This is a genomic window from Opitutia bacterium (genome assembly GCA_016217545.1).
GTDB lineage: Bacteria > Verrucomicrobiota > Verrucomicrobiia > Opitutales > Opitutaceae > Didemnitutus.
Window position 1 is genome coordinate 261175 of the sequence record JACRHT010000012.1, and the last position, 20087, is coordinate 281261.

The window sequence follows — 20087 nt, forward strand, 5'->3', positions numbered from 1 at the left end:
GGGCCGTGAAACGGTTCAGGTTTCCGTCAGGAGATCAGAATTCCTTGCGGAGCTGGAGATACACGAAGCGCCCGATGTTATTGTGGGTGCGCGTGTCGTAGCTGTCGTTGAACGCGCCCGCGGCGAATGGGGCGAGTTTGTCGAACACGTTCGTGGCGCCGAGGGTGACGGTCAGGCCTTTGAGCACGAGGTTGTCGCTCTTGAAGGCGTAGCTCGTCTGCATGTCCACGGTGTTGAACGAGCCGATGCGGCGGTAGCCGCCGACCTTGGGCTCGACCGAAGCGGGCGCGCTAAGGAAGGCTTGATAGATGGGATCGGTGAAGCGGTTGGCTCCGGCGTTGAAGAAGGCCTGCATCTTCGGGGTGAGCACGAAGAGCGGATCATCTTGGTAGGACTGGATGTAGTTGAACGTGACGTTGGTCGTCCAGTTGTGCCACTGCCAGTTGGTGGAGAAATTGCCTTTCCAGCGCGGAATCGAGCCGGGGGAGAGCGGGTCGCCGACGGTGCTGACGAACTTGCCGAGGTAGCTCTCGGTCGGGAGGCCGGGGCCGGCGTTCTGGTCGAACTTGAGGAACTGGTTGGCTGCGGCGGTGAACTTAAAGCGACCCCAGTTCTGCGCGTTGTAGGCGTAGGTGGCGGTGTATTCCATGCCCTGGACCTTGCGGGAGCCGATATTGAGGAAGTCGGACAGGACGGCGCCGCGCTGCGAGATACCGAAGGCGGAGGAGAACGAGCCGTTGCTGTTGAGGCCGCCGGCACCGTTGCGGCGGATCAGGCTGGCGAAGGGCGCATTCGGGTTGATGGTGGCGGCATTGCCGGGCACGAAGCCGGGCCCTTGGCCGGCGGCATTGGCTGCGAGGATGGCTCGGGCGTTGTTCGCCACGATGCCGGAGACGTCGATGGCGTAGAAGTCCGCCGAGAAGCTGAAGTTCTTCACGAGTCCCTTGGGCGTGCCAACCAGGCCGACAGAGAAGGCCTTGGAGGTGGCGGGCTGCAGGTCGGGATTCGCACGCACGACGACGGTCGTCTGGGCGCTGTAGGGGAAGCCGAGCGGGTCCACCAGCGTCGGGTTGTTCTGGGCGGGCGAACCGAAGGCAGAGTTCGGATTGGGAGCGAGGAAGCCCTTGCTCCAGCTGGCGCGCACGAGGTAATCGGCCGTTGGCGCCCAGTGCAGGTTCACGCTGGGGTTCACCTTCTTGTAGGTGCGGAAGCTGGTGCCGTTGCCGGCCTCCTGATCTTCGCGGCGGGCGATGGCGCCGAGCGAGAGGCTGTGGAGCCAATCGCGGCGGTTGCTGTCGCCGAAAATCGGAACCTTCACTTCGACAAACTCCGACTTGCTGGTGAGCTGGTTGTAGCTGTCCGTGAGGGAATTCAGGCCGAGCGCGCTACCGGAGGCGTAGAGGTCGTCGTAGTCGCTGGTGTTCTTGTTGGTGTAGACCTCGTAGCCCGCGGCGATGCCGAGATCTCCCGCCGGCAGCTCCGCGAGCGAACCGGTGACGCGGAAATCGTAGAAGCGATTGCGCACGGGCGCGTAGAGACGGGCGTGGGTCTCGGCGAGCTTGAGCGCCGTGGCGTTGTCCCAAGCGTAGGTGGTGCCGCCGATGGTGGCGGTGCCCTTGGAAAAGGCGGAGGCGAAGGGATTGAAGCGCCCGGCCTGGATCTCGGCGTCGAGGATCGGGAGCGACGGCACGCCGGCGTCGGTCTGGACGTAGTCCTCGCGCTCGACGGTCATCGCGGCTTCCCAAGACCACTTGCTGGTAATCGCGCCGCGCAGGCCGACCTGCCACCGGTAGTCGGTGTAAACCTGCTCGTTGGTGCGGTTGCCCAGCTCGACGGAACGGTAGCGGAAGAAGTCTCCGGCCGCCGCATCGAGGATCCCTTGATTGAAAGGGCCAAAGGTCGTGACGGCACCGGCGGCGGCGCCGGCCGGATCGGCGGAGAGCGCGAAGGGTGACGGGGCGAGGCCGTTCTCCGTGCGCAGGCGCGAGTAGAGGAAGCCGCCGAAGAGCTTCAGCTTGTCGCCCATGATATCGTGCTCGATGTTGACCATGAAAGATTCGCGGGACTGGCCCGGAGCGGAGGGCGAGAATTGCCGGAAATTGAACAGCTGGTTCGAGCTGAAGGTATTCGTGTCGAACGGAATGAAGTCCGCCGCCGTGGCCAGGCCTCCGGCGGGAAAATCCGGCCGCAACACGCGCGGCGTGCCGCCGCCGTTGATCGCGACCGCGCCGGCGAAGGTGGGCGAGCCTCCGTTGGTGCCGCCACGGACGCGGTTGTCCGACACGGCGCTGTTGGGGCGCTGGGAGGAGTAGATGGTGCGGTTCTTGAAGATCGAGCCGGTGGCGATGATGCTCGTCTTCTCCGTGGCAGCACCGGTGGCGAAGGAAACCTGATAGGTCTCACGGGAGCCGGGCGTGCGGGTGGCGCCGCCGAAGGTAGCGTTGAGCACCGAGCCGGTGTAGTTCTTCTTCAGGATCACGTTCACGGCGCCGCCGATGGCCGCGGAGCCGTAGATGACGCCCGCGCCATCGCGGAGCACCTCGATGCGCTCAACGGCCTCGATGGGAAGCAGCTGGATGTTGGCGAACTGGAGCGTGACGCGGCCGTTGATGAGCACGAGCGTCTGGCCGTTGCCGAGGCCGCGGAGGCTGACTGCGGTCGCGCCGGTGCCGCCGTTGGAGTCGTTCTCGTTCGAGCCTGGATTGCCGACGAAAGACGGCAAACTACGGAGCGCTTGAATGGGCGTGAAGGCGCCGGTCGCGCGAATCTCGGCTTCGGTGAAGACGGCCACGGGGCCGACCGGTTCGGAGCTGGCCTGCGGGATGAAAGAACCGGTGACGACGAATTTATCGAGCTTGAGGGTCTCCTCTTTTTTGGCGGCTGAGTCGTCGCCGGAGGTGTTTTGAGCGAGGAGCAGTCCGGGGAGGGCGAGCAGGGCGGCGAGCGCGCCGGTCCAACGGCGCGGGCGATCCGCTTGCGGGGTGCTGGTGGATTGAGGGATCATGGGTGATCTTGGGTTTGTCTGGTGTGATGCGTGGCGCGGCCGCCAGCGTATCGGAATCGCGCGAGCAGGACGAAAGGGGGGGGCGCGACAAGGGAGCGGCGACGTCTTCCTAGTCGCGCGCGCCAAGCTTCTAGCCTGCGCCGGCCAGCCGGACGGCGTGGTTGAGCAGGCCGGGCAGACCGAGCAACGCCAAGGCGAGCCGCAGTCCCCGCCGCGCGGGCGTGTGGGTGTTGTGCATGGGTTGCTGTGGGTGGGCACCTCGGCGTGGGCAGCCGGGGCGCGGCACCAGCAACGTGAGTCCAGCCGCGGCGGCAAAAGCGCGGCGACGCACGTCTAGCCGGATCGGGCGAACAACCAGCCGCCCGCCGCGAGACGGGTGCGGCCTACAGCAAGCGTTCCATGGCGCCGCGGTAACTGCGGCTGATGTTGAGCTTGGTGCCGTCGTCGAGTTCGAGCGGACGTCCCCACGCGGTCGTCGGCCACAGGCGCCGGACGAAGCTGAGGTTGACGATGCAGGATTTATGGATGCGGACGAACTGGTCGGAGGACAGCTGCGCGAGGGCGTGGACGAGCGTCATGCGGGAGAGCAGCTTGCGCTGCGTGGTGTGCACGAGGATGTAGTCGCCCTGCGCCTCGATCCAGCGGATGTCGTGGTGGGCGACAAAGTGGTGCTCGCCGTCGACCTTGAGCACAAACATGGCGTCCTTGGCGGCCGGCGATCGGGCGCGCGTCATGGCTTGGTCGAAATGATCGAGCAGCGTGGCGACGGCGCGTTGGGCGGATTGCAGGAGGTCGCCCTGCAGGCGGCGTTTGGCGCGCTCGAGCGCCTGCGCGAAGCGCGAGTCGGAGAAGGGCTTCACGACGTAGTCCACGGCGTAGAGATCGAAGGCGCTGATCGCGTGCTCGTCGTAGGCGGTGACGAAAACCACCTCGGGGCGCTCGGCGGGCTTGAGCCGCTGCAGCGCCTCGAAGCCGGACATGATCGGCATGTGCACGTCGAGGAACACAAGCGCGGGGCGAAGGAGTTCGATCTGCTGGAGCGCGAGTTCGCCGTCGCTGGCTTCGCCAACCACTTCGATTTCCGGGTCGAGGGCGAGAAGATCGCGCACGGTGCGTCGTGCGATGGTTTCATCGTCGACCACGAGGGTTCTGATCTTGTTCATGGGAGAATCATGGGGTGGGTGCCGGTGGCAGCGGCTGGCGCTGGAAGGGAAGCTCGAAGCGCACGACGGTGGCGGCCGGCGCGCGCACCTCGAAATCGAGGCGGAAGTCGGTGCCGTAGGTTCGGAGCATCCGCTCGCGCGTGGTGGTGAGTCCGACGCCGTGGCTCTCCGGGGCGGCGGTGCCGGCGGCGCCCTCCGCGGGATCGTTGCTCACGACGACTACGAGCCGATCGTCGCGGAGCGTCGCCTCGACGCGCACCCAGCCGGGATTCCGGCGCCGCGCTATGCCATGCTTGATGGCGTTCTCGACCACGGGCTGGAGCAGCAGGGTCGGCACCTCGGCGGCCAGCGTCTCCGGGGCGGCGTCGATGGAGAAATGCAGCCGCTGATCGAAGCGCAGTTTCTCAATCTCGAGATAGGTGCGGCAATAGCCCAGCTCCTCCCCCAGGAGGACGACCGGCCGGCCCGAACTGCCGATCAGCGCGCGCAGCAACGAGGAGACGCGGGCCAGCGCCTCGACCGCCTGCGTGTTCTCGCCGATGCGCACGAGCCCCGCCACGGCATTGAGCGCGTTGAACAGGAAATGAGGATGGAGCTGCTGCTTCAGCGCCTTCAGCTCCGCCTGCGTCACAGCCGCGCGCAGTTGCTCGCGCTGGAGTTCGGTCACGGCGAGTTGCGCGCGCAACTCGACCTCGCGCCGCATCACCTCCGTCCTCTCATGGTAGAGATCGAAGATGTATCCGCCCCCCAGCGTGCCAAAGTAGAGCGCGACGTCGATGAGCAGACGCGGGGCGATGCGCTGAAAAACCTGCTCGTGGCCCATGAACGGCAGGCTCCACGGCTCCGGCAGCGGCAACAGCGCCCAGATCCACGAGCGAACCAATATCACCCAGGCGAGAAGTGCCCCGCAAAACGCGAGGTGCAGCACGATCCCCGCCGGGAGCCAGACCCCGCGCGCGGGAATGCGGCGACGTAGTTCGAACACGAGTGGCGTGAGCAACGCCCAAAGCCAGGCCCGCGCCATTTGGGAGTAGACCAGCCAGGCCTGATAGTAGTTCGAGACGTCGGCATCATCCCCGGTCTGCGGGTGGGTCGCCATGGTCTGCACCGCCAGAATCGCGCCGATCGCCGTCCAAATGGCGAACAGGGGGAGCATTCGAATTGTGGCGCGCGCGGGCACGAAATGGGCGTGTTCGACCGGGCGGAAAATGCAAGCCCGGGCGTCGAGCGCCGACCACTGCCAATCGCACCCCGCCACCGGGCCATCGAAACCACTTCACCCCTGGTCGGACGCGACTAGACGTTGGTCGCTTTTCGGCCGGTGACACGAAAAAGCGGCCGCGTCGCCGCGGCCGCCGGATTGCCCTTCCAATTCCGTTTCCTCCACCTGGTCCGTCATCGCGAGGGGCGCGCGAGCGCACCGTGGCGATCCAGCCGAAACTCCGCTGGATCGCTTCGGCGCTCCGCAACCCGGGGCTCTTCGCGATGACGGGTCCGGGAGTGGCGACTCAGAACTTGTAGGTCGCGTCGATGAAGAAGAAGCGTCCGAACGCGCCGTAGAGACCGGTGTCGGCCGGCGGATCGGTGAAGACGTTCGGATCGGTCGGCGGGTAGCGGTCGAGGATGTTGTTCACGCCGACCGTGACCTTGAGCCCGGCGAGGCGCGGCCACACGGCGGCGAGATCGACGCCGAATTGCGCGTCGAAGGAAACGTAGCCGGGAATGTGCGAGCCGTCGCCGGCGCTCGTGACGCCGCGAATGTAGGTGTTCGCAAGCATGGCGTTGTAAGCGCCCTTCTGCCATGTGAGCGTTGTCCGTCCGTGCCACTTCGGGAGCGTGCCGAAGCCGTTGGTCGCGGAGTATTCCACGGGGTCGATGTCGGGCGAGGCGACGATCACGAAGCTCTTGAGGTAATTCCACGAGGTGGTCGCGCTCCACGCACCGAGCGTGTCGGTCCAGTCGTAGCGGACCATGACGTCGATGCCGCTTTGGTTTTGTTTGCCGATGTTCACGGCGAACTGATCGACGTAGACGTTCGATGGGTTCGGATGCAGCTGGCCGGGCGCGGTGACCTGCGTGCCGCCGAGCTGGCCGAAGTTGCCGAGGTGAACGTAGGGCGAGTAGATCGACGCGGCGCCGAACTGCTCAACGTCCTGGATCATCACCGTCGTGGCGGCGAGCGTGCCGACGATGTCGGTTTCCTTGATGTTCACATAGTCGACGGAGAGGGAGAGACCCTTCACCGCCTTGGGCGAGTAGACGAAACCGACGGTGTAGTTCTTCGAGCGCGAGGGCGAGAGGTTGGGATTCGAGCCGCCCTGTTGGTTGCCTTGGATGTTCACGAACGGACCGATGGGCTGGCCGGCGGAGTTGTAGGCGGTGAGCCCGGCGAGCGTCGGCGTGGCGCCGGAGTTGGTGGGACCGTAAAGGCCGTAGAGCGTCGGCGCGGCGAAGGACTTCGAGTAGGTCGAGCGGATCACGAACTCGTCGTTGAACGGCAACCAGCGCAGCGCGACCTTCGGCACGGTCGGCTTCTCCTCGCTCGACTTGTAGATCTCGTGACGGAACGCGACGTCGAGATCGGCGGTGTGCAGGCCCGGGAGATTGTTGCTCGGCTGCGTGAGGGGAATTTTCACCTCGGCGAACTGCGACGTCACGGAGCGCGTGGCGTCGAAGGGATTCAGCGTGACGCCGTTGTTCCACGCCGAGCCGCCGGTGGCGGGATCGATGATGCTGTTCTTGTCGGCGCGGGCGTTGAGCGCCTCGTGGCGGTAGCCGACGCCGAACGCAGTGTAGACGCTGCCGCCGGGCAGGTCGAAGAGCCGGCCGTTCACGCGGGCGTTGTAGGAGATCAGCTTGCTCTCGAAGAGGCCGAGCGAGTCGCCGAAGATGTTCGCTTCGGCGATTTTTGCCGCGTCCTGCTTGATCGCGGTGAGGTTGATGAGGCCGGAGGCGATGCCGGCTTGCAGCGCGGAATCGAGGATCTGGTTCGACGCGATCGAGTCCTGCTGCGCGCGGTTGAAGAGCGCATCGACGGTCCAGCCCCAGTCGGCGTTGAGCTTGCCGTTGAGCGCGAGCGTGCCGCGGATCGAGTGGCCGTCGGTGATGTAGACGCGGTTGCCGGCGTCGACGAAACGGTTGCGCACCTGCGCGCGGACGTCGGTGAACGGGATGCCGGGCAGGCCGGTGTTGCCGGCGGTGGAGTTGATGCGGAAGACGATCGGCTGCGGGTTGAGGTTATACTGGCTGCGCGTGCGCGCGTAGAGGATCGTGGTCTGCAGATCGAGGGCGTCGGAGAACTTGTGCTGCAACGCGAGCGTCGCGATCTGCTTGCTCAGCGCGGCGGAGAACGTCGGGCGCGACGACAGGTCGAAGCCGAGCGGCACGTCGTTGGCGCTGACGGGAACGTAGACACCTTGCGCGGCCCATTGCGCGAGGGTCTGCGCGGGACCGGCGGGCGCGGCGTTCAGGCCGGGCTTGAGTTTGTAGAAGTTGCCCGCCGCATCGTTGACGATGCCGGCGTAGCTCGCGGTGAGGAAGACCGGCGACGTGTAGTTGTAGTCGCGCTCGTAGAGCGGGTCGGTCTTCGTCCACTCGGCGGAGAGCGTGAGGCTGGTCTTGTCGGTCGCGGCGCCGCCGACGAGCCGCAGGGATCGGTCGCGGTAGTAGGCGCCGGTTTTGTCGGCTTTGGAGAAGCCGAAGTAGCCGCCGATCTCGAAGCCCTGGTAGTTCTTTTTCAGGATGATGTTGATCACGCCCGACACGGCGTCGGAGCCGTAGATGGCGGACGCGCCGTCGGTGAGGACTTCGATGCGCTCGATGGCGGAGACGGGCACGACGTTGAGGTCGACGAACTGGAAGCCGCCCGAGCTGGCGACGGGCGAGAAGGCCACGCGCATGCCGTCGATCAGCACGAGCGTCGCGGTGTTGCGCAACGCGAGCTGCGAGCCGCCGTTGGTGGCGCCGCCGTTGATGTTGCCGTTCTCGATGCCGATGTTGTTGCCGCCGACGATCTGCGGCACGGATTTGCGGAGGACGTCGAGGACGCTGGACTTGAGGCCGGACGCCTCGATGTCCTTGGCGGTGACGACGACGACGGGCGAGGCGTTCGCCTCGTCGGCCGCGGCGGGGATGTAGGAGCCAGTGACGACGTATTTCTCGAGTTTGACCGCTTCGTCGGCGGCGGCGCCGGTCGACGAGGGGGATTGGGCGGCGGCCGGGAGGCCGAGCAGGCAAGGCAGGACGAGCAGCGCGCCGGCGCGCGCCAGCGCCCGCCGCGAGGACGTGTGTGGGTGGTTCATGGTTTGCGTGTCGAATGCAGCGGCGAGATGCCGCCTGGTTCGCCCAGCGGTGGTTCAGGCCCCGGGCTTGCGCGCATCGAAGCCGCAGCTGCCGCTCCGTCGCAAAACGAGCACGACCGGCCCGCATGAGGTCGCGCCGGGACGCTGAAAAAGCCGCCCGGGCGCCAGCGCGGCGAGGTGCGGCGCGGCGCGTGAAAACGCCGGTCCGCTCCGCGGGCTACATCAGTTGCGACGCTCGACGATGGCGCCGGTCGCGTCCTTGAACACGAGCATGCGCGTGTCGGCGTTGTAATTCTCGAACCGGATGCCGAGCTGCGGATTCACGAGGTCGCCCGGCGCGTAGGCCGTGCGATCGATGAACACGCGGGGACTCGCGCCGCCGCGCACGCCACTGATCTTGAGATTCTGCACCCACGAACGGAACATCGCGCTCGCCACGAGCGCGGGCCGGGGCGCGGCAGGCGTCGGGTCAACAGAAGTGTTGGCGGGGGAAACGGACGCCGGCGCGGGCGCAGCGGAGACGGCGTTCGCGGGAGTCGGCGACGCGGTGTTCGTCGGAGTTTTCGTCGCGGCGGCGGACGGCTGGTCGGCGTCCAGAACTTCATTCGTCGCGGCGGTTTGGCCGGCGGCGACTGCCGCGGAGACACTCTTCGCCTTCGCGACGGCCTTGCCGTAACCGGTGGTCGGCTCCGCGGGCTTCGGCTGCGGCGGCGCGTCGGCTTTCGGGGTCGCTGCGGCGGGCTTCGCCGGCGTGGCGACCGGGCGGGGCTTGGGCGGCGGCGGTGGCTCCGGCCGGGTGAGGAAGAAGAACGCGACCGCGCCGAGCGCGAGCACGCCGCCACCGATGCCGGCGAGGAGGAAGATTTTTTTGCGCGGGTTGGTCGCCGTGGCGGCGGCTTTCAGCTCCTTGGCTTCGGCGTCGCTCGGCGGCTCGATGGGAGGGGCCGATTTTTTGAGTCCCGGCGGGGGCGGAAACTTGGCAACGCCCGGCGGCGGCGGAAACGCGGCGACCGGAGGCACGGGCGCGGCGGACGCGGGAGGCGCGACCGGTGGCTCGATCGACGGCAAGGGCGGTGGCGTGTCCGGCAACGCGGCGGCAGGCGCGGCGGCATCGGCGACCGACGGAGTCGAGGGCGCGGAGACAGGCTCGCGCGGCTTGAAGGCGATTTTGGGGCGCGTCGGTTCTGCGGCGGGCGCAACGGGAGCCGGTGCCGTCGGCTCCGGCGGCGGCGCGATCAGCGGTGGATTTTCGGCCAGCGGCGGAGCGGCGGGCGGCTCCGCCGGGGCGTCGATCGGCGACGGCGCCGATGCGGAGGCGGGTGCAGGTGCAGAAGATTCGGTGCTGACGGGCGTCGCTTCCGCCGAGGTCACCGTCAGTCGGGGCTTGAGTCGAACGGGAGCCGCCTCGGTGGCTTGCGATGCTGCGGACGCAGGCGGCGGTTCCGAGGCCTCGGGCGGCGGAGTCCCCGCTGCGGGTGCCGCCGGAGTTTCGCCGGCCAGACGCGGCTTCAGGCGGAGCTTCGGGGCGTTTTCTTCGCTCATCACCGTTGGGGTTAACGATTTTGCCTGCCGGCGAAACACAAAAGATTTCCGGGAGCGTGACAAAATCCGCTGAACTTCGTTGGCTGGGGCCATGGCGACCGGGCCGCATTTTCCTTCGCGTGTGGATCGGTGGTATGCCGGCCTCGTGTTCGCGGCCGCCGCGGCCCCACTCGTCGGCGCGGGCTGGCTGGCGGCGCAGGGTCGGTTCTCGGGAGTGGCGCTGCTCGCTGCGTGGGGGGTGGCGATGGTGATCTTGACGGCGTGGCTGGGGTTTCCCTGCGGCTACACGTTCGGCGCGGATGGCATCGAGGTGCGCAGCGGCGCGCTGAAGTGGACCGTGCCATACCGGGCCATCCGGGGCGCGACACCGACCTGGGTGCCGCTGCCGGGGCCGGCTTGGTCGCTCCGGCGCGTGCGGCTGGATTTTGCAGATGGCTTCATCCTCGTCTCGCCAGACGCCCGGGAAGTGTTCATATCGGAACTCGCCGAGCGCTGCCCGCACTTGCTGCGACGCGGCGCCGGTTTGGCGACGAGACTACCCCTGCCTCATGAAAAAGCTGCCCGCTAAGATCGCCGGCATCACCACTCTCGCGGTGGAGAAGGCGACGGGACGTTCGTGGGTGGGATGGATCGAGTTGCTCGACAAGGCCGGCGCGAAATCCTGGCCGCACGCCGAGATCGCGCAGTGGTTGCAGAAAAAACACCTGGTCAACGACTGGTGGTCGCAGATGGTCACGGTCGGCTACGAGCAAACCACCGGCCGCCGCGTGAAGAACCAGAAGAACGACGGCTTCGAGATCAGCGTCAGCAAGACCATCGCCGCGCCCGTCGCCGTCGCCTTCGAAGCATGGAAGGACGCCGCCATCCGCGAGCGCTGGCTCCCGCGCACTCCCCTCTCCGTCCGCAAGGCCACGCCGCACAAATCCATCCGCATCCTCTGGCCCGACGAGACGACGCTCTCCGTGAACTTCTGGCCGAAAGGCCCGCTCAAGTGCCAAGTCGTGCCCGAGCACAGCAAGCTCCCCGACGCCGCCACCGCCGAGCGCATGAAGACCTACTGGACCGTGCAACTCGACGCGCTCTGCGCGTTCCTCGAGCAAAAAGCCTGACGCGCCCTCGCGCTTGCGCGGAAACCTCGCGCGCCGCGGCGCGTTTTCCCGCTTGCTGGCCCCGCGTCGACGCGGCGCAGTAAAAGGATGCGTCTCAGGCACCGCATCCTCGTCGCCGCTCTCGCGGCGCTGCTCCTCCCCGTCGTCGTTCACGCGCAGGAAGTGCAGGCCCACGGACTCGCCTTCGAACGCTGGGTGCGCGACACGTTTTTCGACGGCTACAAGCCCGCCAGCTACACGCAGCGCTGGGACATCCCCGCCGACGCGAACAAGGACCACGGCGGCATCCCCGTGAACCCGAAGGCCGTGAAATTCGGCACGCCCGTCGACCTCGGCGACGCGTTCCGCCAATACGAGATCAACGAGCCGTTCATCCTCGTCCTCGGCTTTTGGGAACAGGACGGCGACGAGAAGCGCTTCGTCAACATCGTCGCGCCCCGCATCGATCCGGAAAAATGGAAATCGCTCTGGGGCGACGTCACCTACGCCGACCTCCTCAAACTCGACGACCTGATCAAGGACCCCGCGCGCCCGATCGAAGAGATCCGCAAACTCGCCCTCAAAACGAAAGCCTCGCCGCCGTTCACCACCGCCGTGATCCAGGTGAACCCGAAGATCGACGCGCGCCAGCGCCGCCTCCAGTGCTCGCTGCGTTTCGCCGACGTGTTCAAGCACCTCGCGCCCGGCATCGAGCCGCGGCCCGCCGACGGAGCCGTCCTCTGGGGCGTCCCCTTCCCCGGTCCGCTCGCCTCGCCCGCGCGCGAATTTCCCGCAAAGCCGTAAGCCCGCTCAAGGCTGCGCTCGCGGCGCCGTTTTCAACGCCGCCGCCACCGCGCCCACCGCGATCTCGCGCGGCACGACCAGCCGCCAGCTCCCCTCCACCCGTCGGAACGCCAGCACCGCGTCCCGCGCCAGCCCGCCGCCGCGCTCCGTGCGCGTGCGCAACGCGACGTCGCCGTTGTTCAACGTCAGCGCCGCCACCGGCCCGATCGCGCTCAAATCCTGCGGCACCTGCACCGCGATGAGCGTCGCCAGCATGTTTTCCGGCGAACCGTAGCTCGCGCGCGCCTCGTCCGACAGCTGCGCGAACGCCGCCGCCAGCTCCTTCCGCCCCGCCGCGTCGATCGCCAGCAGCGTCGCGAGCTTTTCCGTCTCCCCCCGCGTCGCCGCCCACACGAAACTCTCCAGCGCCGCCTCCGGCGCCGCCGCACCCGCATCGCGCCAGTCCGCGCTCTTCACCATCGGCCCGCGGAGCGGCGGCAGGTTCTCCTTCGCGGGCGATTTCCCGGGCGCGGATGCGATCAACTCGCCGCTTTCGCTCGCGAGCGCCCGCTCGATTTTCGCGAGATCCTCCCGCGCTCGCAGCCATTCCTCCTGTTGCCGGCGCAGCTGCGCGAGCTCGTCCGCGGTCGCGGACGAACGCAGCGCCGGTGTCGCGCGCGACCGTGCGAGTTGCCGCGCGATGAGCCGGTCGCGTTCGGCGCGCAGCGCGACCGCACGCGAGTGCTGCCACATCCCCAGCGCGCCGAACACGCCGATGCTGCCAGCCAGGCAAAGCCACATGAATGCGCGCGGATTCATCGCTTCAAAACCAGTCGTCGGTGTCGCGCTGCACCGTGAAGACGAGCGCCATCTCCGCCCGCGTGTTCACCGGCATGCCCGCCTTCTGGCCCGGCGCGAACTTCCACTCCGCCAACGCCGCCAGCGCCGGCTCGTCGAACGCGCCGTGCGTCGACGACAGCACCTTCGCATCCGCGACCGCCCCGTCGGACCCGATGACAAAACTCACCACGGCGTGCCCCGTGATGCCGAACTCGAGCATCACCGCCGGATACGTCGGCGGCACCTGTTTCAGAGGACGCGGCTTCAAGTCCAGCTCCGCCAACGGCAGCACCGGACCGGCGGGCGCCGCCTTGCGCGGCCGCACCGGCACCGTCGCCGCGCGAGACGCCTGCCTTTTCTGCAGCTCGTCGAACCGCTCGCGCACGCGTGCCTGCAATCCCGGCAACTCCGCGGCCGCCGCGCGCAACCGCTCCAGTTCGTCGCTTCCGGCCGGCGGCGCGTGCAGCCGCCGCTGCTCGGCCGCGACGTCGTCGGCCATCGTTCGCAGCTGCGCGACATCTTGCGCCAGCGCCGCGTTGGCGCGGTATTGCACCACGCCGGTCAACGCGCCGGCCGCCAACACCGCCGCGCCCACCGTCCACTGAAGTTTCGTCACAGCCATAAAAAATCCGCTCACTCCGATTGCCGCCGCCGGAGCGCCGGCCGCGATCGCGCCCGCGAGCCCGCTCGGCGCCGCGCCGACCGCATTCGCCGCCAATGCCGCGCCGAGCGCCGTCGCGCTGGAGCCGACACCGCGCCGCGCGAGTGCGGCATGCAGCTTGTCGAGCGCGCGCTCCACGCGCATCCGCGCGCCGTTTTCGCCGATCCGCAACCGGGCACCGATCTCCGCGAAGCCGCGGTTTTCAAAAAACCGGAGCAAAACCGCCTCGCGATCCCGTTCCGCCAGATCCCGCATCGCGTCGTCGATGACGGGCCGCAGCACCGTCCAGTCGGCCGCCGGCTCGTCATTCCGCGTCAGCTCGTCCATCGCATGCGCCTCCTGCTCGCGCCATCGCCGGCGTTGCTCCCCGCGCACCGCCTTGGCCGCCGCGTAGCCCGCGCTCGTGTAGAGCCAGCCGCTGAGCGACTCGCGCCCGGCGAGCACCGCGGCCTTGCGCGCGAGATCGGCGAACACTCCTTGCGCCACGTCGCGCGCGAGATGGACATCGCCGCCGACCTGCCGGAGCGCCGCCGAGTAAACCAGCGGCAGCCGCCGCGCGACCAACTCGGCGAATGCCGCCTGATCGGCGGACTGGGCATAACGGCGGAGCAGATCGGCATCTTCCATCGCGGTTTTCCTCTAGCACCCGCCCGCGCGCAAAGCGCACAAAATTCCCCGCCCACCATACCGCGTCGGCTACCGAGCTGAGTAACCTATTAGGTTACTCGTTCCGAGCGCGCGCATTCCAATCCCCGCTCTGGCCGCGGGTTCTCGCGCGCGTAAACTACGCTTGCGGCGGAGCGCGTCGCCCGTCGCGCAACGTCAACCGTTTCTCCCCCTCGTGCCATGACCCCGCACACCTACCTCGAACACGGCCTCTCCGTCCTCCACGCACGCCTGCGCACGCCGCGCCAACCCGGCCAACCCGGCTCGCGCGCCGGCGTCCGTCCGTTCGTCACGCTCTCGCGCGAGAGCGGTGCCGGCTCCACCACGCTCGGCCGGGAACTCGTGACGCTGCTCGATCGCGAAGCCGCGAACGACGGCACGCGCTGGGTTCTGCTCGACCGCGATTTGCTCGACCAAGCCCTCAAGCACCACAGCCTGCCCGCCACGCTCGCGGAATTCCTGCCCGAGGATCGCGTCTCCGAAATCCGCGCCACCATCGGCGAACTCGTCGGTCTGCACCCGTCACTCTGGCAACTCGAGCAGAAGGTCGCGGAGGCGGTCCTTCAACTCGCGCATGTCGGCCACGTGATTCTCGCCGGCCGTGCGGCTCATCTCATCACCCGCGCGCTTCCCGGCGGCGTGCACGTGCGTCTCGTGGCCTCGCGCGACGTCCGCATCGCCCGCACCGCGCAGAGCCTGCATTGCAATCACGCCGACGCCGCGCGCCACGTGGATCAGCAGGACGAGGCGCGCCGTCGGTTTGTCCGCGCCAACTTCGACGCCGATCTCGACGATCCGCACGCCTACGACTTGGTGCTCAACACCGACCGCCTCAGCGCCCGCGCCGCCGCCGAAATTGTCGTCGCCGCACTGCTCCAGCGCAACGCGCACGAGCACGAGGCGCACGTTCCCGCCATCGAGTAGCGCGGTCCAGGCGCGCCAAGCGGGTTTCTCGCTCCGGGCCTTCGCGAAGGCGCGATTCGCGCGGCATGGTCGCGGCGCACCGCACAAGCCCACCGTCGTTGTGCGCCGAAGGAATCGGGCGATCGGCCGGACTCACGCCACCGGTTCCGACTGCTGCCTGATGCCGCGCATGTCCACTCGCGGGAACGCAGCTTGTCGCATAGCCGTCGCCAAGACCCGGTCTGCTGCGTCCGTTCGCATGTCTCCGCAGCGTCCTATTTCCACGTTCCATGAGGACAAAACTCTTCTTTGTCGGCGGCGCGGCAGCGCTCGCTCTTGTTGTTTTGGCCGGGCTCCGGCTTCGCGCTCCGCAGGTCGTCTCCAAGTTCCCCTCCGCGGCACCTGAACCACCCGCCGTCCACCCGCCGCCGGCTGCAGCGCATCGGCCGCCAGCGCCCCGTCCGCCCTCGCGCCCCGACATCGATCCCGCTGACGTGGCGGTTGCCGGCGCCTCCTTTGCCGCGGTCTTCCCGACTCTTCAGGGGCGGCCCGCCGATTGGCACGAGTTCAATCGCCGCGAAAACTCCCTCACGGTCGCCGTCCACCCCGATCTGTCGCTGACCTTCCAACGGGAATATCTCAAGGAAGACGGCGGCTATGCGACCTGGGTCGGCCGCGTGCCCGGTTGGCGCGACGCCACCGCCATCGCCACCGCCACTCCGCACGGCACCTACGACGTGCTCGTCAATCTGCCCGGCACCGGCGAGTTCACCGTGCACACTGACCGCGCGGGACAAACCTTCATCCGCGAAAGCGAACTCACCGGCGTGGACTGCGGGAGCGACCCCGCCGCCTCGACCCACGCGCTGGCCACACTCGCACATCGCCCGCTCCCGCTCGCGTCCAAGGCCGCGCTGGCGTCCGCCCCCTACGCCGCGCCCGATTCCGGTGCCGCTCCCGCGAGTCCAGACGCCAGCCCCACCACCGCTGCCCAGCCGGAGCCACCCAAGAACGCTTTCGCGGGCCGCTACGTCGACGTGCTGTTTCTCTACGACCCGCAGTCGCTCGACCCGAACGAGCTGCAAACCTCGCTGCTGTTCCGCAACCGCGGCGTGCCGGCCGACATCCCGGTTTTCCTCGACGGCATGTCGCACAACCAAATCGAAATGGGCAACGTCGTCCTCGCCAACAGCGGCGTGCTCGATTTGCAGTGGCGGCACGTGGGATTGATCCAGTGCCCGGATTTTCAGTTCTCCCCCGGCACATCGGGCAACGGACCGCTCACCGCCATCGGACCCCAAGGCGTCCTCGGCGCGTGGACCGCGAGGCGTGCGGCGGAAGCCGGAGCCGATGCCGTGCACCTCTACATCGGTTCGCGCCATGGCACCCAGGACACCTGGGGCGGCCTCGCGTGGGGCGCCGGAAGGCCTCAACCCGTCGGCACCGCGCGATCTGTCAGCGTGGTGAACGCCGCGTGGACGGTGACCATCCATGAATTGGCCCACGTGATCGGGGCGAACCACGACCGCGCGACGGCCCAGAAACTCGAAGGAGACGGCTACGGTTACGGCATGTTCTGGCGTGACCCGACACCGTTTGCGGAGACCGTCACCATCGCGGCGAATTCCAAGCGGGAAGATTTCTTCAACGGTGCCACGGTCTGGACCCAACCCGACGGAAAGACCGTTCTGACCTATTGGCGCTATGCGCCCTACGCGGACCCGTCCGTCATCGTCACCAACGCCGATGGCACCCGCACGGCCACCACCCACAACTATTGGACGGCGATCACGATCATGGCCTATGGGGCGGACATCCTGCCGTATTTCAGCAATCCGGACCTCGTGATCGACGTCGACGCGACCACCCTGACGACCGGCCACCCACACAACGCCAGAAACATTGGACGCCGGGCGCTCGGCGTGCCCGTCAGCGATCCCGCCGCCGCCAACAACGCCCGATTGCTGCGCGAAAACGGCCCCGTGCTGTCCGACAACCACCCTGAGATCCAAGTCGCGCCCACCATCATCAGACATCCCACCGGCGGCTCCTTCGCCGCCGGCCAATCGATGACCCTCACCGTCGCGGTAAACGCAGGTGGCTCCTATCAATGGCTCAAGGACGGCACTCCGATCCGGCATGCCACCTCCGACACCTACACTCGCGAACTGAGCACCGCCGATGCCGGCGCGTATTCCGTGATCGTCAGCAACCGCCACGGTTCTGCGACCAGCAACAGCGCCACCATCAGCGTGCAATCCAACGGCGGCACGCCACCGCCCAGCAATCCTCCGCCGAACAATCCCGCCCCGACACCCGGCTCCGGTGGCGGCGGTGGCGGTGGCGGCGGCGGCGCACCCTCACTCTATTTTCTCGTCCTCACCGCCGCCCTCGTGTCCAGCCGCCTGCTGCGCCCCGCGAAACGATAGACCCACGCTTCGCGACGGAGACGGGCAACGGAAACCGAAGCAGCCTTTCCCGTCGCGCGCGCGCACCAGCGCGCCCCGTTGACTCCGGCGCGTGCGCCGCGCAACTTCGCGCCCGCATGACGAACCCCGCGTCGCCCCCGCTCGTCCGCGCGCTCGGCCGCTGGACCATGACGGCGCTCGTCGTCAACGGCGTGATCGGCTCCGCGATCTTCGGCCTGCCCGACGACATTGTGCGCCTCGTCGGCGACGCCGCGCCGCTCGCCTACCTGCTCGCCGCAGCCGCGATGCTCGTCTTCATCGCGGTGTTCGCCGAACTCAGCTCGCAATTCACCGAGCCCGGCGGCCCCTACCTTTACGCGCGCGAGGCGTTCGGCCGTTTCTGGGGCGTCGAGATGGGCTGGTTCACCTGGCTCGTGCGACTCACCGCCGCCGCGGCGAACGCCAACCTCTTCGTCATCTACCTCGGCGAATTCTGGCCCGAGGCCACGCAACCGCTCCCGCGCACGCTGCTGCTCGCCGGCCTGATCGGCACGCTCACGTTCATCAACTATCTCGGCGTCACCGGCGCCGCGCGGCTCTCGAATCTCTTCACCGTCGCCAAGCTCCTGCCGCTCGCGCTGCTCATCCTCGTCGGCTTCGCCTTCTCGCGCATTGTCCCGGCACCCGCGCCACTGCCGCCGCTCGCCGAGACGAAATGGATGAGCGCGTTCATCATCCTGCTGTTCACCTACGGCGGCTTCGACATGGCGCTGATTCCCGCTGGCGAATGCCGAGACACGCGCCGCGACCTGCCGTTCGCGCTCTTCACCGGCCTCGCGGTCATCACGACCATCTACGTGCTGCTGCAACTCGTCGCGATGCGCACCGTGCCCAATCTCCCCGACAGCGCGCGCCCGCTCGCCGATGCCGCGCGGTCGCTCGTCGGCCCGATCGGCGCCTCGCTCATCGCCATCGGCGCGATGGTGTCCACGTCCGGCTATCTCAGCGCGCAACTCATCGGCGTGCCACGATTGACCTTCGCGCTGGCGCAACGCGGCGATTTCCCGGCGGCGTTCGGCGCCGTGCACGCGCGTTTCCGCACGCCGCATTTCTCGATTCTCGCTTGGGGCGTGCTGACGTTCGCGTTGGCGCTCTACGGCAACTTCGCGTGGAACGTCGGCCTGTCCGGCGCTGCGCGCCTGCTGACCTACGGGCTGTCCTGCGCCGCGCTGATCAATCTCCGCCGGCTGCGGCCCGAGATCTCCGCGCTGCGCCTGCCCGCCGGCAATCTCATCGCCGGCCTCGGCATGCTGCTCTGCGTCGTGATGGCCAGCGGCATGGAGCTCGGCCACGTGTGGGCCATCGCGCTCGTGGCGGCGATCGCCGCGATCAACTGGGCGCTGGCGCGGAGAGTTCCCCGGTAGCGCGCGTCGCGGACGATTGCAGGCGAAGCGTGAGCCCGAACGCCGCCGACAGCATCGCGACCTCGAAGGCGAACAACGCCGAATACGCCGCGAGCGCGCTGCCCGTGGCGAGCCGCATCGCGTCGACCACGATACCGCCCATCAAGCTGCCCGCGGCATGGCCGAGCATGTTGGCCACGCCCCACACGCCCATGAGCAGCCCCGCGCGCACCGGCGTCGTGAATTCCACCACGCTGCCCAACATGCCCGCGCCCGCGAGTCCCGTGCCGAAACCCATCACGAGCACGAGCCAGCGAAACGCCTCGGGCGCACCGGCTAATCCGACCGCCGCCACCGCGCTGAACACCACGATGCTCACGCCGAGCCCGATGCGCATCAGCCGCAACGCCCCGAGCACGCGCAACAGCCACAGCCCCGACAGCAACATCGCCGCGAGCACGCCGAGTCCCCAGAACATCGTCAGCCGCGTCGTCGCACCGACGCTCATTCCCAGCACGAGCGCCCCGTAAGGCTCGAGCAACACATCCTGCGCGAGCGTCCCGATGAACGTGCAAATCACCACGACGAACAGTCGCCGCACCTGCGGATCAGCCCAGACGTAGTCGCGCACGACTTCGCCGAACGGCTTGCCGCGCGCCGTCTCGGCGTTCGCTGCTCCAGTCGCGTGCGCCTCCTGTCCGGGCACCGCGACGCACGCGAGCGCCACGACAATGAGCGCGACCGCGTTCGCCACCGTCACGAGTCGCGCCGGATCGTAGTGTTCCAACGCCTTGCCGAGCGCGCCCGCGCCCATCACAGAGCCGAGCAGCGTCACGACTTCGTAGAGCGTCACCGCGCGCGCCCGCGTCGTGCCGCTGAACTTCTCCGCGAGCAGTGCCTGATAACTGTTGTGCGCGAGATTGCGCCCGACGCCGTAGAGCAGGAACGCCAGCACTGCTCCCGGCACGAACACCGCCGGAGTCGCCGCCGCGCGCACCGTCCAGTTGGCGATCGCTGCCACGCCGCCGCCGATCAACAGCGCGCCGAGGATCAGGTAAGGTTCGCGCCGCCGCCTGAAGATCGGAAAACCGTCCGAGCGGTAGCCGAACCACAGCCGCAGCGGCGAGACGAGCAACGGCAGGGCGAACAGCAGCGCCACGAGCGTCGCGGGGAGCTTCAGCTCCGCGATCATCACGCGGTTCAACGTCCCGCCGATGAGCACGCCGCTCAGCCCATAGGCGACCGGAAACGCGCCGAGCCGGACGTGATTCGCGATGCGATTTAGCGAGAATGAGTTCACAGTGGGATTCTCCTCCTTAGCGCAA

General features: G+C 68.0%; 14 protein-coding genes. 6 read left to right on the forward strand and 8 right to left on the reverse strand.

The window, feature by feature from the left end:
- Positions 1-34: 34 nt before the first annotated feature.
- From HZA32_08120 to HZA32_08140, 5 genes are all read right to left on the reverse strand, one after another.
- Positions 35-3004, reverse strand: a complete 2970-nt coding sequence (locus tag HZA32_08120; protein ID MBI5424041.1) for a TonB-dependent receptor — start codon at positions 3002-3004, stop codon at positions 35-37.
- Positions 3005-3387: 383 nt separating this feature from the next.
- On the reverse strand, positions 3388-4167 hold the full coding sequence (locus HZA32_08125; GenBank protein MBI5424042.1) for a response regulator transcription factor: 780 nt from the start codon (positions 4165-4167) through the stop codon (positions 3388-3390).
- 7 nt (positions 4168-4174) lie between these two features.
- Positions 4175-5323, reverse strand: coding sequence for a histidine kinase (locus tag HZA32_08130; protein MBI5424043.1), 1149 nt, complete (start codon positions 5321-5323; stop codon positions 4175-4177).
- 352 nt (positions 5324-5675) lie between these two features.
- Positions 5676-8468: a TonB-dependent receptor gene (locus HZA32_08135; GenBank protein ID MBI5424044.1), complete on the reverse strand. Its 2793-nt coding sequence runs from the start codon at positions 8466-8468 to the stop codon at positions 5676-5678.
- A 222-nt stretch (positions 8469-8690) separates the two neighbouring features.
- Positions 8691-10010, reverse strand: a complete 1320-nt coding sequence (locus HZA32_08140; protein MBI5424045.1) for a hypothetical protein — start codon at positions 10008-10010, stop codon at positions 8691-8693.
- Between the two features lie 91 nt (positions 10011-10101).
- On the opposite strand from HZA32_08140, the gene HZA32_08145 reads away from it, so the two are divergent.
- From HZA32_08145 to HZA32_08155, 3 genes are all read left to right on the forward strand, one after another.
- Positions 10102-10578 carry a PH domain-containing protein gene (locus HZA32_08145; protein MBI5424046.1) on the forward strand — a complete coding sequence of 159 codons (477 nt, stop codon included), beginning with the start codon at positions 10102-10104 and terminating at the stop codon, positions 10576-10578.
- The gene (locus HZA32_08150) at positions 10559-11119 is read left to right on the forward strand and encodes a hypothetical protein (protein MBI5424047.1); all 561 of its coding nucleotides are present in this window, start codon (positions 10559-10561) and stop codon (positions 11117-11119) included. The genes HZA32_08145 and HZA32_08150 overlap by 20 nt, the downstream gene beginning before the upstream one ends.
- Before the next feature lie 87 nt (positions 11120-11206).
- Positions 11207-11902, forward strand: a complete 696-nt coding sequence (locus tag HZA32_08155) for a hypothetical protein (GenBank protein ID MBI5424048.1) — start codon at positions 11207-11209, stop codon at positions 11900-11902.
- Between the two features lie 6 nt (positions 11903-11908).
- On the opposite strand, the gene HZA32_08160 is transcribed toward HZA32_08155, so the two are convergent.
- Positions 11909-12700 (reverse strand): hypothetical protein, encoded by a 792-nt coding sequence (locus HZA32_08160; protein ID MBI5424049.1) that lies wholly within the window; start codon positions 12698-12700, stop codon positions 11909-11911.
- A 4-nt stretch (positions 12701-12704) separates the two neighbouring features.
- Positions 12705-13946 (reverse strand): TonB family protein, encoded by a 1242-nt coding sequence (locus tag HZA32_08165; protein ID MBI5424050.1) that lies wholly within the window; start codon positions 13944-13946, stop codon positions 12705-12707.
- A gap of 282 nt (positions 13947-14228) precedes the next feature.
- On the opposite strand from HZA32_08165, the gene HZA32_08170 reads away from it, so the two are divergent.
- From HZA32_08170 to HZA32_08180, 3 genes are all read left to right on the forward strand, one after another.
- Positions 14229-14972 (forward strand): cytidylate kinase-like family protein, encoded by a 744-nt coding sequence (locus tag HZA32_08170; protein MBI5424051.1) that lies wholly within the window; start codon positions 14229-14231, stop codon positions 14970-14972.
- A 473-nt stretch (positions 14973-15445) separates the two neighbouring features.
- Positions 15446-17380, forward strand: a complete 1935-nt coding sequence (locus HZA32_08175) for a hypothetical protein (GenBank protein ID MBI5424052.1) — start codon at positions 15446-15448, stop codon at positions 17378-17380.
- A gap of 116 nt (positions 17381-17496) precedes the next feature.
- A complete protein-coding gene (locus tag HZA32_08180) occupies positions 17497-18783 on the forward strand; it encodes an amino acid permease (protein ID MBI5424053.1) in 1287 nt (428 codons plus the stop codon).
- Here the strand turns inward: HZA32_08180 and HZA32_08185 are convergent.
- The gene (locus HZA32_08185) at positions 18749-20062 is read right to left on the reverse strand and encodes a BCD family MFS transporter (GenBank protein MBI5424054.1); all 1314 of its coding nucleotides are present in this window, start codon (positions 20060-20062) and stop codon (positions 18749-18751) included. The genes HZA32_08180 and HZA32_08185 overlap by 35 nt on opposite strands.
- Positions 20063-20087: the final 25 nt, after the last annotated feature.

What these genes read in the sequence shown, in the direction of transcription:
- HZA32_08120 (MBI5424041.1), bottom strand. Translation starts at nt 3,004, where the DNA reads ATGATCCCTCAATCCACCAGCACCCCGCAAGCGGATCGCCCGCGCCGT.
- HZA32_08145 (MBI5424046.1), top strand. Translation starts at nt 10,102, where the DNA reads ATGGCGACCGGGCCGCATTTTCCTTCGCGTGTGGATCGGTGGTATGCC.
- HZA32_08180 (MBI5424053.1), top strand. Translation starts at nt 17,497, where the DNA reads ATGACGAACCCCGCGTCGCCCCCGCTCGTCCGCGCGCTCGGCCGCTGG.
- HZA32_08150 (MBI5424047.1), top strand. Translation starts at nt 10,559, where the DNA reads ATGAAAAAGCTGCCCGCTAAGATCGCCGGCATCACCACTCTCGCGGTG.
- HZA32_08135 (MBI5424044.1), bottom strand. Translation starts at nt 8,468, where the DNA reads ATGAACCACCCACACACGTCCTCGCGGCGGGCGCTGGCGCGCGCCGGC.
- HZA32_08140 (MBI5424045.1), bottom strand. Translation starts at nt 10,010, where the DNA reads ATGAGCGAAGAAAACGCCCCGAAGCTCCGCCTGAAGCCGCGTCTGGCC.
- HZA32_08125 (MBI5424042.1), bottom strand. Translation starts at nt 4,167, where the DNA reads ATGAACAAGATCAGAACCCTCGTGGTCGACGATGAAACCATCGCACGA.
- HZA32_08160 (MBI5424049.1), bottom strand. Translation starts at nt 12,700, where the DNA reads ATGAATCCGCGCGCATTCATGTGGCTTTGCCTGGCTGGCAGCATCGGC.
- HZA32_08130 (MBI5424043.1), bottom strand. Translation starts at nt 5,323, where the DNA reads ATGCTCCCCCTGTTCGCCATTTGGACGGCGATCGGCGCGATTCTGGCG.
- HZA32_08155 (MBI5424048.1), top strand. Translation starts at nt 11,207, where the DNA reads ATGCGTCTCAGGCACCGCATCCTCGTCGCCGCTCTCGCGGCGCTGCTC.
- HZA32_08170 (MBI5424051.1), top strand. Translation starts at nt 14,229, where the DNA reads ATGACCCCGCACACCTACCTCGAACACGGCCTCTCCGTCCTCCACGCA.